The organism is Pedobacter suwonensis, from assembly GCF_007833675.1.
Lineage (GTDB): Bacteria > Bacteroidota > Bacteroidia > Sphingobacteriales > Sphingobacteriaceae > Pedobacter > Pedobacter suwonensis.
Genome location: NZ_CP031708.1, coordinates 5,129,461 through 5,154,641, shown reverse-complemented (window position 1 = coordinate 5,154,641; position 25,181 = coordinate 5,129,461). Strand labels below are relative to the sequence as shown.

Sequence of the window (25,181 nt, the reverse complement as noted above, 5' to 3'; positions counted from 1 at the left end):
AGCCGTGAATATTAAAAGGTGATGTCCAAACCTGCTCCGTAAAAAATCGGTAATGGATACTGGCGGGCGCTATTCGAACTCGAACCAGTGCTCAGGTTATTCCCGAATTCTGACGTTTCCGGGTCGATAAATTTAAGTTTTGAAAGCGTAAACAAATTCTGCCCGATCAGGGAAACCCTTAAGCGTTGAATACCTGCTTTTTGTGTCAGTGCCTGCGGCAAGGTATAGCCGATGTTCACATTCTTTAAACGTGCGTAAGCCGCATCATATTTGTAAAGATCGGAACCCGTTCTCCAGTTGTTGGTATTTGATGGCGATCCGATATTGGCAAAAATCGGGTAGCGTGCATCAGGATTTCCCGGACTCCAGTAATCGGTCATGTGTTCATAAACTGTTGCACCATAACCGTAATGAAAAGGCTCAACAAGTTCTCCGCGAAGGAATGTTTCGCGTTTACCCACACCCTGAATGAACAACTGAAGATCGAAACCTTTTACAGCCAGGCGGTAGGTGAACCCGAAAGTATATCTTGGAAAAGGATTGCCCAATACAGTTTTATCTTTTGCATCAATCACACCATCATTATTCAGATCTTTAAATTTAACGTCTCCAGGAACAACTGCATTTCCGGCAATTTTCGGAGCACTGTTAATGTCTGCCTGATTTTGAAAAAATCCATTGGTTTGATAGCCGTAATACTGTGTAATGGGTTCGCCCACACGTCTAAGCAACTGGAATACATCCTGATTGATGATCTGCTCAGTAGCTCCGCCTGATAACTGAAGCAACTTGTTTTGGTTATCTGCCACATTAAGGCTAAAACTTTGGGTTACGTTTTCTCCACGTAAATTGTAGGTAACCGAAGCTTCCCAGCCCTTACTTCTCACTTTCGCCACATTAAAATCGGGTGTAGCCGCACCAAATATTGCCGGAACATCCTGCCTTGGCTGAAGGATATCTCTGGTTACTTTATTGAAATAATCAAAAGTAGCCGTTAATGCATTGTCAAAAAAACCTGCTTCTAAACCGATGTTCAAGGTAGAAGCTTTTTCCCAGGTTAAATCCCGGTTAGATAATAATGTACCTGCGCCACCTACCGGGATATTATTGAATCCATAAGCACTTGCATAGTTAAAATAGGTGGTTTGATACTGGAAGTTGCCCACATTCTGATTTCCTAAAACCCCGTATGAGGCACGAAGTTTCAGATTGCTTACCGTACGCTTTAAGGATTCCATAAAAGACTCCTGAGAGATGATCCAGCCTGCACTCACCGATGGAAAGAAACTGCCGCGGTTACCCCTGGCAAATTTTGAGGAAGCATCGTACCGTGCTGTGGCCTCCAGCAGATAACGGTCTTCGAAAGCATAATTGAGTCTGCCAAATAAAGACTGCAAGCTATTGGAGTTAATCGCTAAGCTATTATTAGAATTAATGGGATCCACTATAGTTCCTGTTGTTGGCGTTCCCAGTAACTGGTCTGTTAAGGTTTTTTGAAGCTGAAAGCCGCGTTGTGAATAATTTTCGCTCGAAGCACCCAACTGAACTTTAAAATCGTGCGCTGCAATTTTCTTTCCATATTCCAGATAAACTTTGGTGTTGAAAAGTTGCGATTTGCTGTTGGCATCCAAAACCGAACGATCATCTCCGTAAACGCCTGAAGGAAGATAATTTACCTGTTTACGGCGGAAGAAGGTGCCATTGTTTTGCAAGGTTCCACCGAATTCACCGGTTAGTTTCAGGTTTTTGGTAATGTTAAACTGGCCATTGAATGATCCGAAAATCTCATCATTATCGGCCTGGTTAAATCCGCCGTTTTCCAGAACGCCGTATTCATTGTACTGTGAGGCAAAAGGATTGGTGAGGTAGTTGCCATTTTCGTCCTGCCAATTGAAATTGTGTGGAACCCTGTTTGCATCGGCGAAGATATTGTTATCACCCACGCTGTTGGTCTTGTTTCTGGTTTTGGTATAAAGTAAGATGAAATTCGTGCGCAATTTTCCGATAACGTTGGTCTGATTTAACCTCAAATTGTATTTCTGATAGCCGAATTTTGATCCCTCACCCCCATTGCCAATAAAATTACTTTGCTGATCCTGGAAACCTGCTGAAACGTAGAAGGCGCTTTTTTCTCCGCCACCGGCAATGTTTACGTTATGTGACTGTTGTGGTGCGGTGCGCAAAAGATGTTCGATATCCCAGGTACCATCTCCCTGATCTTTGAGTTTTTGAATCTGATCTGGTGTATAAGCCGGACTTAAACCAGAATTAACCAGAGATTCGTTTTTATAATAGGCATTTTGCCAGGCCGGAACTTTATGTACCAGCACATTGGCATCCTGGATACCGTAACTTCCATTATAAGAAACTGTCGTTTTCTGATTGAGCCTACCAGCTTTTGTAGTGATTAAAATTACTCCGTTGGCAGCCCTCGAACCATAAATGGCAGCAGAACCGGCATCTTTTAGGACAGATACGCTGGCAATATCGTTTGGATTGATGGTGTTCAGATTCCCGCCAACAATACCATCCACAACCACCAGGGGCGTATTGTCTCCTAAAGTTCCTACCCCCCTGATATTTACGGTAACATCACTTCCCGGGTTTAGGTTGGTTTGCTGAATGATGAGATTGGGCGCTTCGCCCTGCAGTGCCTGGTAGGCATTCAGTACGGGCTTATTTTCGATGTTCTTTGCATCAATCGTGCTCACCGAACCCGTTATAGATACCCTTTTTTGTGTACCATAACCCACAACCACCACGTCATTCAACTCGTTTCCGGCAGCAGGCGCCAGCTTTACGTTAATTATTTTTCGCGAGGCAATGGCAATCTCCTGGCCCGTATAACCGATATAGGAAAAAGAGAGGCTTCCTGACGCCAGGTTATCAGGAACTGAAATGCTGTAGTTTCCGTTAGCATCTGTAACAGTGCCTACCGATGTGCCTTTAAGCTGCACGTTTACTCCCGGAAGGCCGCTGCCTTTCTCATCCACTACTTTTCCACCTATGGTCATATTTTTAGATCCCTGCCTCAATGGGGTTAAAGCAGATGGGCTTGCAGCGAGGTAACCTGGCATAAAAAGCACCAGTACTACCAACAGCAAGGCCAGCTGCCTGCAGCAGCACCACTTAAGTTTTTTTGATTGGTAAATTTTGAGTCTCATAACATTTTGATTGGTTAGCATGCCTACAGGCATTTTTGATATATGGTTAGGTTCTTTTGGTGTTTATTTATTTGGGGATACTTTCGCTTCGTTGCCAGTGTTCTTCGATTTCTTCAAGAGAGCGTCCTTTGGTTTCCGGAATCAGCTTCCAGGTGAGGAGCAATGCCGGAGAACAACAGATGGCAAAAATCCAGAAGGTCCATGAAGTTCCGATGCGCTGAAGCATCACCGGCGTAAGCTGACCGACAAAGAAATTACCGATCCAGAGGGTTAGTGTAGCTAAAGACATGGCTTTACCCCTAATGCCGTTAGGAAAAATCTCTCCGATAACTACCCAGCATACCGGCCCGAAAGAAAAAGCAAAACAGGCGATGAAAGCGAGGATAAAAATGAGGATCCACGGACCTGAGATTACGCCGAACTGAAATAGCATGCCAATAATGATAAGCGAAATCACCGCCCCTCCTACGCCAACATAAAGGAGGGGTTTACGTCCCCATTTATCGACCGTAAAAATGGCTACAAATGTGAAAACCACATTTACGATGCCAATGGTTACCTGCCCGCCCAGGGCGTTATTCAGCGTAAAGCCTGCTTGTTCCAATATTCTCGGACCGTAATAAATAACGGCATTAATGCCGCAAACCTGAGAGAGAAAGGGAAGCAAAAGACCTATCCAAAGTGCTTTACGGTACACCGGGCTAAAAAGTGTTTTCAGTGAGCCCTCTTCTCCCGAAATTCGTTGACCAGAGAAAGCTTCCAGTTCTTTCCTTGCCGCCGCTTCACCGTCAATTTTGATCAATATCCGCGCTGCTAAATCTTTGCGTCCCATGGTTAGTAACCATCTCGGCGATTCGGGGACGGCAAAGAGCGCCAAAAGAAAAATAAGTGCCGGAAAAGCGCCCAAACCAAGCATGGCACGCCATACTTCTGCAGAAAATATTCTTTGTAACGCTGCATTTGAATGCACCCCGCCAGCGTGATTTGCCAGGTAAGCATTGGTAAAATAGGCCACAACAATACCAATGGTTAGGGCAAGCTGATAGAGCGAAACCATGGTTCCGCGCAGTCTTGAAGGCGCAAACTCCGAAATATAAAGCGGTGATACCATCGAGGCCACGCCGATTCCGATGCCACCAATAAGCCTGAAGATAATCAGGGCAGAGAAGGATCCCGAGTACATGCAGCCCAGGGCTGAGGTGAGGAAAAGAAAGGCAGAGAGAATAAGGACGATTTTCCGTCCGAATTTATCGCTGAGCTTACCTGAAATGATTACCCCGATGATACAGCCCAAAAGGGCACAACTCACAAACCATCCTTCGCTAACCGCATCCAGGCCAAAGTCTTTGGTAACCAGGCTGATGGTACCGGATATCACGGCTGTATCAAAACCAAACAAAAAGCCTCCCAAGGCAGCAACCAGGCTCACAAGGTACAAGTAGGAACGACTTTTTTTGATATCGGTATGTTTTTCCTGTATAGTCATGTTAATTTATTTTAAAAAAGCTTTAATTACTTTCGCCTGCCCGTTTGAGTTATTCGTAATGCTGTAGCTTCCGGCTGCTGCCGGGATCACAAAAGTTTCAGCATACTGAAAATGCATAGTAGAGCCGTCGGCAGTGCTTACCGTAACCGAATCACCTTCAACAAGCATCAGAACATGGCAAACATTGTCCGTTTCAACATCAACGTGTAAATCAAAGTCCAGGCGATGTACATCATAAAAATGTTCGGCGTGGGTAGGCAGGTGATAACAGGTGCACCCTTCCTTTTCAAAAAGGACAGTCGGTTTGGAAATGAGGTCTTGTTTTACCTTGCTTCCTTTTCGTGAAAAATCGAGATTTTTAAAAGCATGTTCGATATTAATTGGCCGTGGCTTGCCATTGAGGTCTAGCCTCAACCAATCATACATCTTAAAAGTAAAAATATAGGGTGTTGCACTAATTTCAAGCACCAGGTTTTGTGCACCTGCACTGTGAATGGTGCGGTTTGGAATCAGAAATAGATCGTGCTTTTCTGCTTGGTGACGCTGTACGTATTGCTCAATTTCTACTTCTACTCCATTTCGGTTACTATCTTCCAGTACTGTTCTAAAAGCAGCCGGATCGATACCTTCCTGAAAGCCCAGGTAAACGCTTGCCTCATCATTGCAATCCAGAATATAGTAGGTTTCATCCTGAGTGATATTTTCTCCAAACTGTTCTTTAATATATTCAAGACTTGGATGGCATTGGATAGAAAGGTTACCGCCGTCAAAGGTGTCGAGAAAATCAAACCTTATCGGAAATTCATTTCCAAATCGTTCTGCATGCCTCCCCAGTATGTTTTCCGATTGGGTGAACATCAGCAGATCGAAAGAGACCTCTAAAAGCAGGCCGTCACTTTCAAACACCAGGCCGTTTTCCGGAACAATAAGCTCGAAAGACCATGCATAATTAACCTCATTTTGATCAAGTTGGGGCATATGCTTTTTCATCCACTGTCCACCCCAGGCGCCGGGGGCAAACCACGGCCTTGCACGAAATACCGATGCAGACATTTTCTGAAGCCCTTCCCTAACCGAGTCACCATAACCCCAGTTAATGTCTTCCTCCCACTGCGCATCAACAAAAACAGCTACATTTTTTGCTAGCTGCTCTTTGTGGGTATTAAGTACAACCCAGTCTACAAAATAAAAACGTTTGTACATTTCAGTTGGTTCTTGCGGACCAGACTTGCCCAAATTGCAGATGGCGCCCGCACTCATTCGGTGCTGCAGCTCATTTTTGGGTAAATCCACATAAATCAGGGGTGCATCCCATTCGCTTAGCGAAGCGCCGCAGCCGATCATAATGTTTACATCACAATCTTCATTCACTTCTGAAGCCTTTAAAGCCTCAAGATCAAAAAAATCACCCAGGCTCAGTGTGGTCTTTTTTCCCCACACCCCGTCCTTCTCACCTAAAAAGTCTAGCGTCATTTCATCAATCAAGTCTTCATCTTTAAAAAAAGAAGCTGTATCTATAATGTGCACCCGTAACTTTCTGGATTCAAACTCTTTCTTAAGCGAGCGGATGAATAAATTCCAATATATCCCCACATAACCATCCACAACGACGGTTTTTTGCCGCGTGATGTAATCGGCAAGGGCAGCAAAACCATTAAAAATTTGTTTTTCTCCCAGCGCAAAGTACGGGTAGATATCGTAGCCCTGCGGTTTGCTGATTTCTTTAATAAATGCCGGCATAATTTCCTGCTCGGTCTTTCGCATCGGTTCTTCTATTGACATATTGGGGTAAGGGTGCTGGTATGTTATATTTTGAATTTGGTCCATGTTCATACAATGTTCTTGCATCCACGATTTCAGGCACACGAAATGAGATTTTTTTATCCCGGAAACGATGCTTTAATCGTGATCATAGTTGAACCATCATTACTAAAACTAACACAACAGGTATTCAGAATGGGTATTTGGCTCAACATGACGAAAATTTTAAAAATTAAGTAAATTATCTGGTTAGATAGTACATTCTTTAGTATGTATATACAAATGTATTATTAAATAAATGAGTTCCAAATTTTTATTCGATTATTTTTCGCACCTGATTACCAGATGCGACTAAACGGGGGCTTAAATCGCAGCAAGCAATAGCATGTATGTACATGATGTAATTAAGCGATTTTTTTATATCATTGTATCTAGTATGAAACTAACAATAGACCATAAAAGTCAGGTGCCATTACATGTACAGGCAGAAGCATTGTTACGAAAATTAATTGAAAGCCCTGAATATGCCGGCGGCAAACTGCTTCCCAATGAAGTAGACTTATCAAAAGAATTGGGCATATCACGTACTACTTTACGCCAATCGATCAATAAACTGGTTTACGACGGCTTGCTGAGCCGGAAAAAAGGCGTGGGTACCAGGGTTGCCGAGTCGAAATCCCTGAGTTCCAAATCCAAAAACTGGATGAGTTTCTCTCAGGAAATGAGCGCCAGGGGAATTCCGATTCGAAATTTCGAATTGCATGTGAGCTGGGTTTATCCGGAAAAACGGCTCGCTAGTTTTTTTCAGATTAAGGAAGATAAGAAAGTGCTTAAACTGGTTCGCTTAAGGGGCCGCCCGGAGGGGCCTTTCGTCTATTTCGAATCTTACTTTCATCCAAATGTAGGCTTAACGGGCGAGGAGGATTACAAAGCGCCCCTTTATGAAATGCTCGAAAAGGAACATGCGGTTGTTGCGATGATATCCAAAGAGGAAATCAGTGCTTTACTTGCGGATGAATTTATTGCCGCCAAACTGGAGACAGATATAGGTTCCCCTATCTTATTCCGGAAGCGTTTTGTTTATGATATTGACGAAAAACCAATTGAATACAACCTCGGCTTTTATAAGGCCGATAGCTTTATTTATACGGTGGAAAGCAGAAGAGATTAGATCTATTGATCGTTGTTTCTGTTAAATGGCGATTTCGCAAGCCTCACCGTTAGAAGAGTATGGCTTAAATATTAAAGAGGCTGCTATTGTGATGCGTAAAAGTTATAAAACTAAAAGCTATTGGCCAGGCTAAGGATAAAATTTTTGAGCATAAATATCCAGAAGACCTGTAAAAGCAATTAAACGCTCTTATATTAATTAATCCGTAGTCTCCCTACCCTCAATCCTGCCTCAAGACTATAGACAGAAGGGGCAAAAATCTTTAAAATAATTTTGCCCCTTTTTGTTTAGGATTCAAATGCAATCATACTAAACTTAACACCACTACAGGTACCTACTTTATTGCCTGATCTGTTCAGCATGCTAATTGGTAACGCCCAGTTCGGGAAAAAGAAACAAAATGCTTTCGGGAAAACTCCCATTCACTGATTTTACTTTACCTTTAAGCTCTGGATAAAAATCTCCAGTGTAATAAACAATCTCGGCATCGCCAACAGTTTTTAGTTTACCTTTAAGTTCAGGATAAAAGTCTCCAGTGTAGTAAATCAAATCTATCGTACCTACTGATTTTATCCTACCTTTAATTTCAGGGTAGAATTCTCCAGTGTAATAGGTGATGTCAGTATTGCCAATAGATTTTATCTTGCCTTTAATTTCAGGATAAAAATCACCAGTGTAATAGGTGATGTTAGTATTGCCGATAGATTTTATCTTACCTTTAATTTCCGGATAAAAATCACCAGTATAATAGGTGACATCAGTATTACCAACGGGCCCAATTCTTCCATTAAGTATGGAAAAGATCCTGTTATCATTTAGATCTACCGAAAATTGTGCATTTGCCGGCACTAGCCAGCTGGTAAGCAGTAAGCACATCATACTCCTTACAAAGGGCATCAGAAAATATCCCCTCTTTAATTGTAAACGTTTCATCTGTATATTGTTTTTGTGTGTAATCAATAGTAAGTATTCCTAATGGGAAAAGCAAAAAGGAATTGACAGGACAAGCAGGAGCTTGACAGAAATCCAAGAAAGAAGCGTCTATCTTAGCAATCTATCATGCTAGAAACCCTGCCATGCAAAACTTTAATTTTTCAATAATTTAGCTGGCAGTTTACCACAACCGGGATAATTAATTTAATCAAGATTTTTCTTTGTGTTTTTAGATTTTTTTTCTAAATTGCCTATGCGAAGTACAAATAATATATTTTTTCATTTAATCAGTAGACAGAAAATCCAGTAAATTAATTTTAACGATATTCCCGGCCGAGAGGTAGCCCCTCATTTCCTATGTCTCTGAAAAGAGTTATTTGGTACTTCGCAGCGGCCGGGATATTTTAAATTTTTAGGTCATGCGAAGTACCAAAAGTAAAAAACAAAACACACAGCTCCCTCTTCAGGTTGCAGCTGTAACCAACAACATGAATGTATTGCCTGCCATTTGCGCGGTAAAGGCCACCCTACATCATATTGATGGGCATGTTTCCGAAATCACGATGACTTTGCCACGCTATAGCGGTTGGGCAGAATTTTTAGAGGATGGTCAAAATGCGGTTAGGGAATATGTATATCAGCTCACCCGGCATTGGATACAGATTAGCCATTTCTTTATCGAAACCGGAACTATAAGCCCCAATGGCGAAATAGCTTCCTGCTTTTTACCACGCCGGTTCGATATCCCGCTAGGCAAATATTATAAACCGATGGTATGCGGTGAATGGATTTGGGCCGATCAGCACCCGCATCATCCAAAATACAACCAAAAAGGATCGAGCAAAAGTTTATCCACATTAATGGCCATTGCAAATAGTAGGCATGATGTAGTTTATCATCATATAGAACCTGATACCATCCTTTGCGGCGTTCCATTCGAGAGTCAATCGGCTTACTTTGAAAAAGGTGATATTCCTATCGGGTATTTTGAAAAAAACGGGATTGAATATGTGGTGATTTATAGTTATGTGGTTGGGAAAGGGAGTTTTGAGTGATAAATGGTTAACTAAATTAAAGCCCTTGCGGATTTGTGGGGGCTTTTATAAAAAAAAGAGGTCAATGGAATAGATCAAAGTTTGATAAGCATTTAACCCTTTAAATATGCTTACTGATTATATATAACGCTGTATAATAAAAATATCAAAGTCCCCTAATCCGATGTTGGTAGATGGTTTCCGCAATGCAATATAACAAAAAGCTATAAAACAAGAAAAGCCATCTAGTTGGGTAACTTTGGTATCATGAGCAATTTCTCTTTATTACTTTCATTGTCATGTTAGCAGATGTTGCTTTATTATCTGAAACGATATAGTTATTATACCGAGAATTAAAGCACAAGTCCTTTAAAAGTCTATATTGTGCATGAACAGAAGGTATGAACTTTTTAACTAACTGCGTTTTCAAATCATGTTTTGAAGTCCTATTCTTTAAAACATTGTGCTGGTAATCACAATATTCATTAAAAGTGTCGTACTTTTCGCCATCAATTTCGCGAGGGAATATTTTGTGTTCAACAAATTGTATGCAAGCGTAAAAAGAGGTAGTAACTACCCAATCGTTATAGGGCTTATCTTGATAGTTTAATAGTAAATCCGAAAGTCCTTCATTGTGCTCTCCGTGCTGAAACCTCATTCAATTAATTTGCAAATTTTAGAATGAAGCCATCACATTGCAAGTTATGCTCGTTTAATTTTTCAGTATAGTCTAGAAAAGAGACTCCAAAGTTGAATGTATCGTTTATTGACTTTTCTTCGAGATCAGAAGCAAAATCGTATACACTTAAAAACTTTTCATCTAAGAAGTCTTCCTCCTTTACTGGAAGAATTATATTGAAATTATCCCAGTTGTTTATCTTTAAGAATGCTGTATCGCTTTCAATATTGATTTTTTTTAGATATTCTAAAACACTTTTAGTAATTACCGCACAAGCATCAACATTTTGTTGAAGTGAATTGTACAAAGACTTTTGGTAGGATTGCAGGCCATGTTTTTTGCCTGTTAGATATGCATCAATAACTTGATCCCCTGTGTAAACGTCTCCTTTTTGAGGATCTAATTTCCAGTCAGATGCAGCTTTATTCGATGATATAGCTTGTTCCATTAACATTATAAGAAAGCGTTGTTACTGTTGTGATAGTGTATTTTATAATTGGGGTGCAAAAGTAGGAATTTTTATCGGACAAAACCTTGTTGTACAAAAAAATATGCCTTTAGAACATATTCCCATTTTAGCGCCGGTGCTTAATTAACATCTAATGTAAGGGAAAGGTTTCACCCAGTCAAGAGGAAATCCGTAATTTTACAATGATTCGTTCATTCATTCGCCAATTGCTGGCAATTACTTTACGGAAAACCGTCTAATTTTGATTTAAACCAAAATTTATAATTTAAAATGCCAAAATCCATAAATGTAACAAAATGGTTACAATAACATTTTATTACCATTTTGATAATAAAACATTGGTACAGCTTACTATTTTTTCTCACTGGATTGTGATTATTATTACAAATTTGATAATAACAATACCACCACCAAACCCATAGTTGGTATCGACCAAAATTAACTATACGGTTACTTTATATACCCAAGTGTATATAAACAAAAAACGCTTTGCGAACATTTGTTCACAAAGCGTTTTGCTTTAAAAGTACCCAAGAGGAGATTCGAACTCCCACACCCATACAGGCGCCAGCCCCTCAAGCTGGTGCGTCTACCAATTTCGCCACCTGGGTATGATTTAGCTATTTCATCTACCACCCCTATAACTATCAGGGTCACCACTTATTTGTGATTGCAAATATATCATTTGAATTGTAAAAACTTCTAGTTTCTCCTGTTGTTTTTGCTTAAAAAAATGAAAGTTGAAGATTGAAGAACAATCTGCAAAATGAACAAGGGTTATTATCAGTAATATTACGAGATAGCCGTCGCTAATAATTCATTTCTGTTTTTTACTTATCATTCAGCTTCTAACATTCCGGAACCTTTACACAACCCAGCAATTATTTCGAACTAAGAAAATATAAGCCAGCTTTGTTCAAAAGATTATCTTTATTCACAAATCAGTACCCAACTCTACTTTAAACTGCTCAATAAACATTTATGGATATGTTGATTTCAGCAGATATCATTTAACTGACCTAATATTAGCTGAAATAATTTTTAAGCAGTCTTTTAATAGCTGGCAATTCAGCAGCAGCAGCAAAAACTGGATTTTGAAAATAATTTTCAAGATACGAAGCTAAATCTTTTGAAATATATTTTCTACATAAGGTATCCAGGCATTTAACACATACAAACCTCCTATATTCTTCAAAATTGGTATCAATGATAAAGTCAACTTTGGCGCTGTAAACCATGAAAATGAACTGTGCTCCAAACTCTGCACCTTTATCAGGTGGAAGAATATTAGACAAAAGTCCTTCAAAAGCTTGTTCGATGACCGAGTTAAATTTATAGCCACTGGTATGGGCGATTTTCAATAAGGTTTGCGACGTTACAGGGATGACCCTATAATACATTACAATTAGTTTTATTGTCGCTTCCCGGTATTCTTCAACTGATATCGTTCTTTGTTGATTCATGAATAGCAGTAGTGTAAAAGTCGCTACCCCCGATAAACCAAATTCCTGATAAGCAAGTCTCCTTAGCGAGGATTCTTCGGACAGAAAAATTGCTTCTTGCGCCCGTGCCGTTAAAATGGAATCGACAAAGCTCTCCCCAATAGCCTTATCGTATTTAGTTTTTTCATGTGCATTCATATCCAAGGCGCTTTCACATGGTAGTATCTCGCAATTCGTTTCAATCCAAGCTTTCAGCGTCAAAAACCGTTTAATCTGGTTATGTATGTCTTCAGGCGTCCTAATGTGCCTGATGTATGCTCCATTTACTTTACCTAAAGTCATTGAGCCAACAGGCCTGATTTTTTCGAGTTCAGAAATGATATCATTAATTTCTGTTACAGAGGCTGCAGCTACGATTAATCTATTTGGCAGCCTTGATATCAGTAAATGAGCATCTATGAAGAATATGGTACACAGCGAAATAATATCGAGCACAATAGGAGCTGTGCCGAGCAGCATGCTACTGCCTAAAAAATGCTCTTGCGCATCCGATGAGGTGGTGAGGCCCATAGAAGGATTACTGATACATATCAGCCATATATTAATTGGGTTTTCTTTTTTAATCAAAGCTATCGCACCTATGGGCAGACTCCCTTTTTAATAATTTTCTTCAATACTGGCATTGTATTTCTGCAAATCATCCAAGTTTTTAAAAAGTTCTTTGAAATCTTCTTTGAAATCCCCGCTTGTTCCTGTTTGAAACCTTTTTAATTTGGTTTCGCCCGCAAACACGGAAAAAGACATATCCATACTTTGTACAAAAGCATAATTGTATAAATGCTGGATGCCAAGAATTTGACTGGCATGCTCTGGTTGATTTGAAGCCAGAATAACTTGGTCGCCAACTTTCTTACCAATTAAAATCCTTCCCTCAAAACTATCAGGAGATATTTCTCCCCTTGATTTTACCAGATCTTCCGCTTGCTGAATAATATAGTCATGCCTATTTCCGTCCGTTTCCACTATAACCGCACACTGAGGGGTAATTTCCAAGGGATCTGCAGGATGGTTGTCGGCCTGATCAAATGTTGTACTAAGGGCTACAAACCTATCATGGGCAGCTGCAGAATCAAAAAACTGCCGGCGGGTTTGATAAGCGAAAGCATATGCTTTGTCTACAAAACCACAATTATGCATCATAACAGCAAGATTGTATTGCGCATCCATGGTTAAATGCTGATCCAGATGAACAAATGATTCTAAGGTTGCCTTTAAAAGCTCCACAAAATTTTCTCTTCGATATATTGCAGCAAGGTGATAGTTGATTTGTTGATCTCCAGGGTAAACATCCAGATAGCTTTTATAGGCTGCTATAGCAGAGTTTACATCATTTATACTTTCGTATACATAGGCAACGACAGTAGTGACATCCCTTATGGGACCGTACTTCTCAAGCCAATCTTTAGCCATCGTTAAAACTTTCCTGCTTTCGCCAGCCTCAAGATAAAGATTGATAAGCTTAACAGACTGAGATGAATAGACCAGCTTCTCAGTCACCCGCTCATTTAAATCAATGGCCTCCCGTATTAGACCGGTTTTTGCCAGATCATTAGCCAATACTTCAATATGACTTTTAGGAGTCTCATCGTTTACCTTTTTAGATATTTCCAGCAAAGCTACTCCAAAGTCTGTTCTACCTAATGCTGCATCAATTCGGGCTTGAAGCGTCTGATAGGAAATCTCTTCAGGTGCAAGTTCTCCAAGTTGACGGTTATACCTTTCGGCCAATTCATAATCTTTAACACTTAAATAATATGATACCAACTCCAATAGGACCGTTTTCCGATGCAACTGGCTAATATCTTTACGAAGCAAATCCTGATAAACACCCAGCGCTTTATCGTAATTGTCAGTATCGAAAAGAAATTGTCCCTCGAAAAGCAAAACTTCATTGAGCTGTTCTCCGTTAGCCAACACCTTCAGTGCCTCAAGGAGTTCTTCTGCTTTCGGCTTATTACGCAGTTCATTACACACCATATAAAAATGCTTGGTGGTAGCATAGTCAGGATTTATCAGATAGGCTTCAAAAGAATCCTCATAAAATCCATCAAAATTACCAGTAAGTTTCTTAGCAATCCCACGATTCAGCAAATACCATGTCCTTGACATGCGTAGTTCACTATCTGAAACCTCAGCCCAAGCTTCATTATAAAGCTGTAGAATGTATTCCGCCTTATTCCTCATTTCCTGGGTAATCTGATTAGTGAAAACCCTGAACTTGTCGAATATCGACTCGAGAATAACAGAAGCAAGTGAAGCCTTGAGATCATGAAATGGCCCCGTACTATTTTTGAGTGCTATGCGATGCCAGCTGATAGCCTCATCATATTGCTTTATGTTAAGCATACAAACTGCCACTTCAAAAGCGACCTCTACATCATTCCTCATCCCTTCAGGGATCAAGGACAGAATTTCCTTCAAAGATTTTCCCCTGTTTAATCTTATCAGCGACGAGATGATCCCTGAATTTGTGGGATCTAGCTTTAAACCTTTTTCAGCAAGAAATAGAGCTGCCTCATCATTGCCATCAAGCATATACCCAAGCATCCCGTAATAAATGGCTTTTACATTTTCCGGCTGCAAATGATAGCCCTCAAAAAAAAGCCCTTTAGCAAACTCCACTTCATTGAGATCCAAATGGCAGACCCCTTTTAAAACCATAAGCCTATATTTTTCATGTGCTGATAAATTTGACCAGCCAGTAGATTTTAAAGAATCAAACAGCGAAATCGCTGCCCGCTGTTGCTTGTTTCTACGAAGCAAAAAGATCTCATCAATCTTTTGGTTATAGTTGGTTTGTCCAGATTGCACTGCATCCAATTTGGCCAGTACGGCAGCCACATTGGTATCCAGCGACCCTAAAATACTATTGTGCTCATCTTGTTTGGAAATAATTATATCTGCCTTATATTCAATCCGTTCAAAAGCATTTCTCAGTTCAATCTCAAAGGCCTCATCTATTTGGGAAGGTGAAGGTTTAAAACGGTTTCTGCAGCGATTCTCATGTTCGGATTTGATCTGGCGCATCCTGTCAGTCGGATATTCGGCGACATCATCAGTTTCAATATGATGTTCATAGCACAATACCAATAAATTATTGAAACCACGACGTTCTTCATTGCTGCTATCAGGATTGAAACGTTCTCCGCCCTCGGCCGCCGATTCAATATGACAAACCTGCGCAATGAGCTTATTCTTCACGCTATATACCGGATGCTGACAACCTGGAAAAGCGCATTCATTCCCGCAAAGACTGAACAGAAATTTTAATGTTTCTTTAGAAGGTGCAAGCCGTTTAACAGTTTCTTTTTTCATACCCTATCAAATCAGAGTCGGCGTTCTAATCCCTGTAAAAGATGGCACTAAAAGTCCTAATGCATGTTAATATATAGCATTTTAAAATAAGTCCATTAGACAAACCCAACAACAGAACTTACAATTCCTAAGAGATTAACCCCTTTTTTGGTAAACTTTCGGATCACTCTTGCATTACGGTTCTGTTTAACATTCCCTTCAAGCTGATTGAAAATCTCTTGGAAATTCCCTTTACTTTCAGGCTCAATTTTAGCGAGTGCTTTAACAGCCGAACGAATGTACGACTGAATTTCCAGGTAGGCGTCTTCTAACTTCTCTTCGTTTAGTCCAATCATAACGCCATCAACAACCTCCATCTCATCGACCTGAAAAAAAAGAATTGCCGGATATTCAACTTTAAAATCGGCATCAAAATAGCGTGTGATAATTTGGTCAGTCGTTAGTTCAGGTCTTTCAACTGAGGAAAAACCAGTCATATATGCCATTGCAATTTCTGGTTTTGCAAGTTTATTAGATTCTCCTTCGGATTTCGAGCTTTTATGAATACTGAACACGGTAAGATATTTTCCGGAAATTTCATTCAACGCCATCCAATAATCACTATCGTGCAAAACTTTGCTGACTTGAGGGTTTGTAAAATCATATAGGATAAATGCGAAAGCTAAAGCCCTGTCTGCATTTCTGTGGCTGTTACAGATTTCGATTAGACTTTCCTGTAAACTGTCTGCACTGTGGCCTATTTGAGAGCTATTGTTAAAAACTGGATACATAGAACATTAATTTTGCTTAAAGCTATACATTTTTTTTATGTCTACAATTAACGTCATACCGAATATTTCTTTGAATTTTTACCGAAATTCTCACTTAGACATCATATCATGCCTCAAGCAGAAGAAATGGATATTAAGTAATCGTTGCTTAACGATGTTATCTAACTAGCGGTTCTAATTAGGTGTACCACGAAATAAATTATAGTGATTTATGTGTAAAATCTTACAAATAGCGGTAACGGGGCTTTCTGTTTGTAAACTTATTCCAGGTATAGAGACCAATATAACAGCCTAATCATTACGATGGACTTTCGCCGCACTTAAGTCGGGGTTTCGTCGGACTTATGACAATTGAACCCGAATAACAGTCGACTTAAATCAGTAACAAATACAAGTCATTTGTTTAATAATCAGCAATTTGTTATCTTGTATAAGATAAACAACGCAATCATGGGAAAAATAGAAAATGGAATTAACGGCGGATTTACCGGAACGGTAGGATCCGTAACGGGCTATTACCTGAACGGGAAATGGGTGATCAGGAGCAAGCGCAGAAAATCGATCAAAAACAAGACAGGCAGTGCAGATCAAAAGGCTTGCAGGTCGCGTTTTACCATCATGCAGACTTTTTTAAGCCCGATTGTTGGTTTTATCCGCATTGGTTTTAACCTGGAATCGAAAAAAAGAATGATGACGGCACATAATGCTGCAAAATCTTATAACATGTTAAATGCACAAAATGCCGCCGGCGAAATAGACTATCCCGCTGTGCTTTTAAGTTTTGGAAAGCTCAGCGGTGCGGAGGGTGTTCAACTGGAACACGACGATGTGGGTGTACATTTCAGCTGGAGGGATAATGCTAACGGCAATAATGCCAGGAAATATGACCAGGTCATGCTGATGGCCTATGATGTGGACAACAAAACGGCCATCTATGAAACAAGCAGCGCCAGGCGATTTAAAGAAAGGGAAAGCCTGGAAATTCCGTCCTTTTATAAAGGAAAGACATTTCATACCTGGATGGCTTTTATTTCAGATGATAGAATGGAAATATCAATGAGTAGCTATTGTGGCAGTTTTGTTTTTTAATAGTAACCGAATTAACCGCTGTATGCTATTTAACATTCAAAAGACAGTCCATCATAGGCCAGCCTGATGTTCGATGGCAAATCTTTTTCTACCTGCGCATGTAGGCCTAAATTATGGCTGATATGCGTTAAATAAGTAGTTTCGGCACCTACCCTTTCGGCAAAGGCAATGGCTTCGCCCAAAGTAAAATGAGAAATGTGAGGTTCTTTCTGCAAAGCATTCAATACCAATATTTTTGATCCCTTTATTTTTTCAAAACTTTGTTCTGATATGGTTTTGGCATCGGTAATGTAGGTAAAATCTCCTATCCGGTAGCCTGTAATAGGCAATAAATGGTGCATCACCTCGAAAGGTGTAATGGTGTTTTCTCCGATTTTAAAATCCTCACCGTTAATTACCGTGTGCAGGTTAATCTGCGGCAAGCCATGGTATTTGGTTTCGGCAAAAATGTAATAAAATTCTCTTTTTAAAGCAGTTTGCACCCTTTCGGTAGCATAAACATCAATAACTTTATGCAGCAGGTAATTAAACGGCCTGATATCATCCAGACCAGCAATATGGTCTTTATGTTCGTGGGTAAACAGAACAGCATCCAGGTCTTTTACCTTGGCGCGCAAAAGCTGGTAACGAAAATCAGGACCACTATCTACCACTAGGGTTTTATCAGCCGTTTCGATTAAAATAGATGTTCTTAAGCGGTTATCCCGCGGATCGGCAGACCTACAAACCTCACAAGTACAAGCAATTACAGGAACGCCTTGTGATGTAGCGGTACCTAAAAAAGTAACTTTCATCTGCTTAAACTTTCCTTTCTAAATATGTAATCCTTGCTTTGTATCTTCATTAAAATAATTCGGTTTGTTGTAACGATTGATAAAACTGTCGTTGTTTCTCGTCTAACAGGTTTTCCCCGGCATTGGTTTGTTTGACCAGGTTAACCAGTGCAGCAATTTTTCCTTCCAGGTTGGAGAATTTATTAACCACAACGATCTTATTATGCTCAAGCAGGCACGAACCGGTTTTAAAGTTCCCTTTCTCATAACGTACCTTATAGCCCATCGCTAAAAGCAGGGCTTCTAATTTTTCTAAAGTATGGTTTGTTAGTGGCAATGACATTGGAAACAAACTTAGATAAATCTATGCAGCATTCATAAATACATGATGAAAATTTTATCAACCACGATGTTCATTTCAATAAAAATATTTAGAAAATTGGGTTGCTGTTAGCAATAGGTTACGAAAGCCCTATCATCTTATCATTGGTATACGCTAAATTGGCTTCATCTCGACCGTAGCAAAGCGTGCTGCCTGCCCGTACAGGCGGGGAGAAATCTTTGAACTGGACTAAAAGATCTCTCCGCTACGGTCGAAATGAAGCCCCTTGTATATCTAACATCAACACTCCGATATATTTGAAAAATTCTAAACTCTATCAATGACAGACTCCAATAGAATGGTCGTCTTTCCTGCGCAGGCTTATCGTTTGGACACAATTAATTATAATATTCGTCTATCGCTCTATGCCGCGGGGCATGGTACTTTGTCGCGCCAAAGTACCCAAAGCGCTTTGTCAATCCAGCAATGAGCCTTTTGCACAATCCAACCCGCATCAAAAAAACAGCGGCACTTAGTTTTGTGTTCAATTCTTTCAGAGCTTCGAATCATTTCTTATGAACACAAAACCACTGCGTTTCAGGTTTGTTAGTGCCATTTTGCCTGAACAGCAACTGTTTTTTTGATTTCTCCGGCTCTTGGGATTGACAGCGTCCTTCGGTAAAACCTGTGTGTTATTAAAGCGAGCTAGCATAACGCCGAAACTACGCTCAAAACGGATGGGCTCCATACAGAAGTGCTCTGAATCGTTCCCAATAGCGAATGGCGAGATTGCTGCAATTGCTTTCCAGAAAAGCTATATATCCTATAATACACCTAAAATCCTATTTCAATAAAAAAGTCCAGCTGTTGCCAACTGAACCTTTTACGGAGAGAACCATTTTAGTAAATTCGGTTAAAAAGCCCTTTTACATTACCAGAGCCACCGCTGCCTGTGGTGGTGATATGCCCCATGTTTCCGTTACCGTCATAACCGCTTCCCTTGTTATTGCTGGCGGTGCAATTGGTCACAGTATGTGCAACATTTTGCCCCGCACTACCCAGCTTAAAGCCATTTCCATCACCATTGGTACCGTAACCATTATTGGTGGCCGTACAATTATTGATAACAACAGTATAAGGTTGTCCGTATAAATCCCATCCGTCATCAGAATTGTGGTAGGCATTACAGGAGTTAAACTGATTACCTGCACCGGCAGATAACTTACAGGCATAACCATCTGCATTTTCACCACCGTTGGCTACATCATAATTGTCGTACGAAGTGGAATTATTGATGCTGTTGTGGTGACCGCCGTTATAGATCTGTAACCCGGAATCTTTATTTCCATGCGTAGTTACCTTATTTACGTAATTGTAGCCACCGGTCTGGAACACAATACCGCAGTCTGGCGCATTTCTGATGGTCATATTGGTAATATTCCAATAGCTTCCGTTTACCTTAACTCCCCAGTTGGCACTAGAAATACCTGAACAATCCAATATGCCACCGGTAAAATTAATTTTCGAACCGGATGTACCACTTTTAAGTAATTGAAGCGTGCTGGTGAGATAAATGGTACCGCTCACGGTAATGACATCGCCTGGTTGCGCATTTGATATGGCGGCCTTTAAAGCAGCTTCAGTGGTTACAGTAGCACTTACAGCTGCAGCTGCAAGCTCCATTTTATTTGGCTGAACGATGGATTGGCCATCTGCAACATCAGCCATTGTAGTGTTGTCTTTCTTGCATCCGAACAATGCAATAGCCATCCCGAGTACGAGAATACCTGAATTCGTTTTCATGTTTGTAGAATTATATTTGGTTAATAATAAAAATGAAATTAAAAATTTAGATACAATAATGTATGATAAATAAGATATATCTATGCAATCGTTCCCGTAATTAAGTTAGGGATAGAAAAATACAAAGTAAAAATCATGCTTGTAAGCAGTACTCATAAATCGTAAAAATCCCAGGGTAATTATTTCAAGGTCTTAGCAGCAGGAAAGATGAGGCTATATCAAAATAACAGATTTAGAGCTGGCAAAAGAATTAAATTTGGCAATGTCGTCATGCTCAGCTTGACTGGGCATCTTAATGGTTTGGTAAGGAACTACTTATTTGCCGTTCTATCGTATTAAGATTAGCTTCGCTGAGCACTTCGTGGTTCCCATTTTAACCTACCGTGTGAACACGATTAATTATGATACTTTTCTTCCGCTCTATGCCGCGGTGGCATGGTAGTTTTTCGCAATTGTTAGTTATTTTTAATGGTGCTCAAGAATGCTTCGCATTTTGGAGCGCCAAAGTACCCAAAGCGCTTCGTCATCCGATAGCTATCGGATCCAGCAATGAGCCTTTTGCACAATCCAACCCGCATCAAAAAAACAGCGGCACTTCGTTTAATCAGTTATTGTTTATTTTTTCTTTGGTCTGATTGAGCCCTACGGGGTTTGTGTTCAATCTTTTTTTTTAAAAATTAAATTATCGTCATGAACACAAAACCACTGCGTTTCAGGTTTGTTAGTGCAAGTTTATCTGGACTGCTACTGTTTTTTTGATTTCCCCGGCTCCTGGGATTGACAGCGTCCTTAGCTAAAATCCGTGCTTTATTAAAGTTGGTCAGCAAAATGCCCATACCACGCTTAAAAAAGATGTGTCCACACGACAGGTTTTCACGGCAATGACGACATTTCAAAATATTATTCTGCCAAAAATCTCCAAAATAATTTCTGATACAGCATCATGACAATAGCGCGAGGTAAAGTGGCCTTGAACACTCACTATGATTTCAAATATTAACCGAACTCATTAAACAAAGGAGATATAAAAGAAAAAGCGATTAACCAGATAAACTGATTAATCGCTTTTTTAGACATAGCGCTAAATAACGCGCCAGCTACTGTATCTGTTATCTTAAATCTACCACTTCAACACCCGGATATTTTTTGGCATCGAAAGCAAAGGTAGTTTCTGGTACATTTACGTTAGGCGAAAAAGTTTTTACGTTGTAGGTATATTTATTTCCGTTTTTATCGAATAATACCACGTTTGCAATCTGTTTAGCAGCCTTATCGATGCTTAAACGTACTTTGAAAATAGATTTTTTAGCGTCAACCGGTGTTAAATCAATCATCTGATAAGTTTTGGCACCAGCTTTTTGTTCTCCTGTATAAACGTATTTAAATCCTTTTTCATAAACAGTAAAAATCTTGGCCGGATTAATCGCATCGCCACTGTTATCTACATTGCTCACCTGTACTTCCTTGTCTTTTTTCAAATAAGTCCACTGGCTTTTGCCATCACTAAATAATTCCTGATTCGTCATGGCTACTTTGTACTTATTAGAATTGGCTTTAACATACAAAGTACCTTGTTGCGTTTCCTTTACCTTAGCTTTTGGATTATCCAGTGTGAAGGTAAAATCTGTTTTAACTACATTGTACGATTTGTATTTTTTACTTACCTCAGCTAAAATGGCTTTAGCTTTCGCATCAGTCTGCGCATATGTTGAAGTTGTAAAAGCAACGACAACCATTAATGCTGAAATTAATTTCTTCATCTTTTCTTTTTTAAAAAATTTTTCTTTTGAAACGTTAGAGTAGATTGCTGTGAAATGGTTTAATCTAATCTTTGTTATCCATACCATTCAAGAACTGTTCCAAAGAATATTCATCAGGGTATAAAACTTCACGCGCTTTACTTCCTTCAAACGGTCCCACAATTCCCGCGGCCTCTAATTGATCAATAATCCGGCCGGCACGGTTGTAACCTAGTTTTAATTTACGCTGAATGAGCGAGGTTGAACCTTGTTGGTGCATAACGATCAGCCTGGCTGCATCCTCAAAGAATTTATCACGCTCGTTGGGATCAAAATCAGCTTTGCTTCCCTCTCCTGCCTCATCAATATATTCTGGTAGCTGGTAAGCATCTGCATAACCGCGTTGATTACCGATATATTCAGATATGCGGTCTACCTCAGGTGTATCAACGAAAGCACACTGTAGCCTGATTAAGTCGCTGCCTGTAGATAAAAGCATATCACCACGGCCAATTAACTGATCGGCACCTCCACTATCCAAAATGGTCCGCGAATCGATTTTTGATAATACCCTGAAAGCTAACCTGGCCGGGAAGTTGGCTTTAATGGTACCCGTAATAATATTTACCGACGGCCTTTGGGTAGCCAGTACCAGGTGGATACCGATGGCACGGGCCAGCTGGGCCAAACGGGCAATTGGCGCTTCAACCTCTTTACCGGCGGTCATCATTAAATCGGCAAACTCATCTACCACCAGCACAATGAAAGGTAAAAAGCGGTGACCAAGATTTGGGTTAAGCTTGCGTTTAACAAATTTATCGTTATACTCTTTCAAATTCCTCACCTGCGCATCTTTCAGCAAATCATAACGCTGATCCATCTCGATACAAAGCGAGTTTAGGGTGTTCACAACTTTTTTCGTATCGGTGATGATGGCATCAGCCTCTCCGGGCAGTTTAGCCAAAAAGTGTCTTTCAATCCTGTTGAACAGGGTTAACTCCACTTTTTTCGGGTCAACCAGTACAAATTTAAGTTGTGCAGGGTGTTTTTTAAACAATAGCGAAACCAGGATAGAGTTAATACCCACCGATTTACCCTGACCAGTTGCCCCCGCCACCAATAAGTGCGGCATTTTGGCCAGATCGGCAATAAAAACCTCATTACTAATGGTTTTACCTAAGGCAATAGGCAAATCCATGGTGTTTTGTGCCCATTTTTCGGTATTTAAAATGCTGCGCATCGGTACCATTTCAGGATGCTGGTTTGGCACCTCGATACCAATCGTACCTTTACCTGGCATCGGCGCAATAATCCGGATGCCCAAAGCCGCTAAAGAAAGCGCAATATCATCTTCCAGGTTTTTAATTTTCGAAATCCTTACGCCCGGCGCTGGTATAATTTCGTACAGGGTAACGGTTGGACCAATGGTCGCTTTAATCTTATCAATTTCGATATTGTAATGATTAAGCGTTTCAACAATTTTATTTTTATTGGCCTCCAGTTCTTCCGCATTTACCGAGATTTTATTGGTGCCATAATTTTCCAAAAGATCAACTGTAGGGTATTTGTAACCCGATAAATCCAGTTTTTCGTCATAATTGCCAAACTGTTCAACCAGGTCTTCTGATTTTTTTTCTTCTTCAGTTTTTTCGATCGTGAAGGCAGGTTCCTTTTCTACTTCAACCGCTGGCTCTACCGTTAAAGGCAATGAAGCGGCCGCAGCAGTAGCCAATGGCAAATTTGTCGCCAATGGAGAGAGCATCACCGGTGCTACCGTTTCCTCTTCCTCTTTTTCTTCAAAACGGCTTGGCTGTAATACAACGTTCTGCTGTTTACGTTCGTTACTTACCGGCTTATCGCGTACCGGAAATTCAATAGGTGCAGCAGGTTCTTCATAGGTTTTGTTTTTTACCACCTGCTCCCTAATGTCGTTCACATAATCAGGCGTTTCATTATCCAGGTAAACTTCCTTCGCTTTACGCTCCGGAAACTTAAAATCGATATTATAGGCAATGATTAAAATGGTTAATCCGGCAAAAGCGATTAATCCGGCAACACCGGCAGCGCCAATCTGGGCACTTAATAATTTATTGCTCCAGTAGCCAAATTCTCCTTCCAGATAATGTGGCGATTCTGACCAGAAACCATGTGCAAAACCTAAGGTTAATGAAATAAAAAGCAAAAAGAAAAAGCTATACCCTAATGTTTTAGAAATAGAAAGAATTTTAACCTTAAATAATAAACGGTAGCCGATAATAAAAAAGGCCAGAACGAACAGGAAAGATGCAATCCCGAACCATTCGTAAATAAATTGGTGTGATAACAGCGCACCGAATTTACCCAGCCAGTTTTGAACCACCGGGATGGAAACACCCGCCTCTTTCAGTTCTTCGGATGTTTTAAAAAGATTGCTCCATCCGCCATTTGCATCAATTACATAACTCTGGTCATCCTGCCAGGTAAACAGATAGGAAGTAAAAGCGATTAAAAAATATAATGATAATATGACGAAAAACAGCCCTATAATTTTAACTGCACGGCCATCTGCCAGGTCAAAGCTTGGCAAAAAATCCATTTTTCGCTTTGGCTGCCTGCCCAATGATGACCTGCCTGGTGCATTTTCTGCACCTTTATCTCTGAATGTATTGGCCTTAAACTGGTTACCCCTTACCGACATTTTCTATCCTTAATAATTTATTATTGAACAAACTTAGATAAAACTGCGCAGCATTAACGAAAGCCTCGCAAAAAAAATAATTACATGCTGTAACCATCATTTCGAAACAATTTCGCCGCAGCCCTCTTTTAAAACAATTTAGTAAACCTGAAGAATATCTTGCTATCATTTATTTAATCATATGCCTTAAATTAAATAAAAGATATTCAACAGGTATTAAACCTTAAACAGAAATTCCTGTCTATTATTTTAACAACACACAAGTTGTAACGTTTTGTCAAATGAAACGGATTTTGTTTTAGGTTTTATCCCGTTTTGCCTGGAGAGGTGAAACGGGATTTTTTTGCTATCCAATCTAAACGCATTTAACGATGGTCAGGCATTTCATATCACCATGCTCAACCTTGCCAAATTTTACTGCGATAAATACCGCGTTAGGGATTGTAAGGGTTCAGTGCCGATCTTTCATCGGTACCGGAGCGAAGCAGAGCCCT

Annotated in this window: 16 protein-coding genes and 1 tRNA gene; 3 read left to right on the top strand and 14 right to left on the bottom strand. The window is 40.1% G+C overall.

The features are described from left to right. Nucleotides 1–11 precede the first annotated feature (11 nt). The 3 genes from DV942_RS21160 to DV942_RS21150 all read right to left on the bottom strand — a co-directional run bounded on the left by DV942_RS21160 (nt 12) and on the right by DV942_RS21150 (nt 6,432). Entirely contained in the window at nt 12–3,164 is a 3,153-nt protein-coding gene (locus DV942_RS21160; protein ID WP_186462370.1) for a SusC/RagA family TonB-linked outer membrane protein, read from the bottom strand. 67 nt (nt 3,165–3,231) lie between these two features. After that, nucleotides 3,232–4,650: a sugar porter family MFS transporter gene (locus DV942_RS21155; protein ID WP_145860830.1), complete on the bottom strand. Its 1,419-nt coding sequence runs from the start codon at nt 4,648–4,650 to the stop codon at nt 3,232–3,234. A 6-nt stretch (nt 4,651–4,656) separates the two neighbouring features. Next, complete coding sequence (locus tag DV942_RS21150; protein ID WP_145860828.1) at nt 4,657–6,432, bottom strand: class I mannose-6-phosphate isomerase; 1,776 nt, start codon at nt 6,430–6,432, stop codon at nt 4,657–4,659. A 415-nt stretch (nt 6,433–6,847) separates the two neighbouring features. On the opposite strand from DV942_RS21150, the gene DV942_RS21145 reads away from it, so the two are divergent. Beyond that, a complete protein-coding gene (locus DV942_RS21145; protein ID WP_090497403.1) occupies nt 6,848–7,582 on the top strand; it encodes a GntR family transcriptional regulator in 735 nt (244 codons plus the stop codon). Between the two features lie 363 nt (nt 7,583–7,945). Here the strand turns inward: DV942_RS21145 and DV942_RS21140 are convergent, their stop codons facing one another. Next, nucleotides 7,946–8,515 carry a hypothetical protein gene (locus DV942_RS21140; RefSeq protein ID WP_145860826.1) on the bottom strand — a complete coding sequence of 190 codons (570 nt, stop codon included), beginning with the start codon at nt 8,513–8,515 and terminating at the stop codon, nt 7,946–7,948. A 419-nt stretch (nt 8,516–8,934) separates the two neighbouring features. On the opposite strand from DV942_RS21140, the gene DV942_RS21135 reads away from it, so the two are divergent. After that, complete coding sequence (locus DV942_RS21135; protein WP_145860824.1) at nt 8,935–9,570, top strand: hypothetical protein; 636 nt, start codon at nt 8,935–8,937, stop codon at nt 9,568–9,570. Between the two features lie 641 nt (nt 9,571–10,211). On the opposite strand, the gene DV942_RS21130 is transcribed toward DV942_RS21135, so the two are convergent. From DV942_RS21130 to DV942_RS21110, 5 genes are all read right to left on the bottom strand, one after another. Next, nucleotides 10,212–10,676, bottom strand: coding sequence for a hypothetical protein (locus DV942_RS21130; protein WP_145860822.1), 465 nt, complete (start codon nt 10,674–10,676; stop codon nt 10,212–10,214). Between the two features lie 548 nt (nt 10,677–11,224). Next, a tRNA-Leu gene (locus tag DV942_RS21125) sits at nt 11,225–11,308 on the bottom strand. Between the two features lie 414 nt (nt 11,309–11,722). Beyond that, complete coding sequence (locus DV942_RS21120; RefSeq protein ID WP_145860820.1) at nt 11,723–12,766, bottom strand: PIN domain-containing protein; 1,044 nt, start codon at nt 12,764–12,766, stop codon at nt 11,723–11,725. A 30-nt stretch (nt 12,767–12,796) separates the two neighbouring features. Continuing rightward, nucleotides 12,797–15,514 (bottom strand): tetratricopeptide repeat protein, encoded by a 2,718-nt coding sequence (locus DV942_RS21115; protein WP_145860819.1) that lies wholly within the window; start codon nt 15,512–15,514, stop codon nt 12,797–12,799. A gap of 95 nt (nt 15,515–15,609) precedes the next feature. Then, nucleotides 15,610–16,284: a hypothetical protein gene (locus tag DV942_RS21110; protein ID WP_145860817.1), complete on the bottom strand. Its 675-nt coding sequence runs from the start codon at nt 16,282–16,284 to the stop codon at nt 15,610–15,612. A gap of 450 nt (nt 16,285–16,734) precedes the next feature. On the opposite strand from DV942_RS21110, the gene DV942_RS21105 reads away from it, so the two are divergent. Further along, on the top strand, nt 16,735–17,373 hold the full coding sequence (locus tag DV942_RS21105; protein WP_145860815.1) for a DUF6266 family protein: 639 nt from the start codon (nt 16,735–16,737) through the stop codon (nt 17,371–17,373). Between the two features lie 29 nt (nt 17,374–17,402). Here DV942_RS21105 and DV942_RS21100 read toward each other — a convergent pair whose 3' ends face one another. From DV942_RS21100 to DV942_RS21080, 5 genes are all read right to left on the bottom strand, one after another. Further along, nucleotides 17,403–18,167, bottom strand: a complete 765-nt coding sequence (locus tag DV942_RS21100) for an MBL fold metallo-hydrolase (RefSeq protein ID WP_145860812.1) — start codon at nt 18,165–18,167, stop codon at nt 17,403–17,405. Nucleotides 18,168–18,216: 49 nt separating this feature from the next. Continuing rightward, nucleotides 18,217–18,489, bottom strand: a complete 273-nt coding sequence (locus DV942_RS21095; RefSeq protein WP_145860810.1) for a hypothetical protein — start codon at nt 18,487–18,489, stop codon at nt 18,217–18,219. An 879-nt stretch (nt 18,490–19,368) separates the two neighbouring features. After that, a complete protein-coding gene (locus tag DV942_RS21090; RefSeq protein WP_244950766.1) occupies nt 19,369–20,271 on the bottom strand; it encodes a right-handed parallel beta-helix repeat-containing protein in 903 nt (300 codons plus the stop codon). A gap of 1,109 nt (nt 20,272–21,380) precedes the next feature. Further along, nucleotides 21,381–22,031 carry a LolA family protein gene (locus DV942_RS21085; protein WP_132401030.1) on the bottom strand — a complete coding sequence of 217 codons (651 nt, stop codon included), beginning with the start codon at nt 22,029–22,031 and terminating at the stop codon, nt 21,381–21,383. A gap of 64 nt (nt 22,032–22,095) precedes the next feature. Beyond that, nucleotides 22,096–24,687, bottom strand: a complete 2,592-nt coding sequence (locus DV942_RS21080; protein WP_145860808.1) for an FtsK/SpoIIIE family DNA translocase — start codon at nt 24,685–24,687, stop codon at nt 22,096–22,098. Nucleotides 24,688–25,181: the final 494 nt, after the last annotated feature.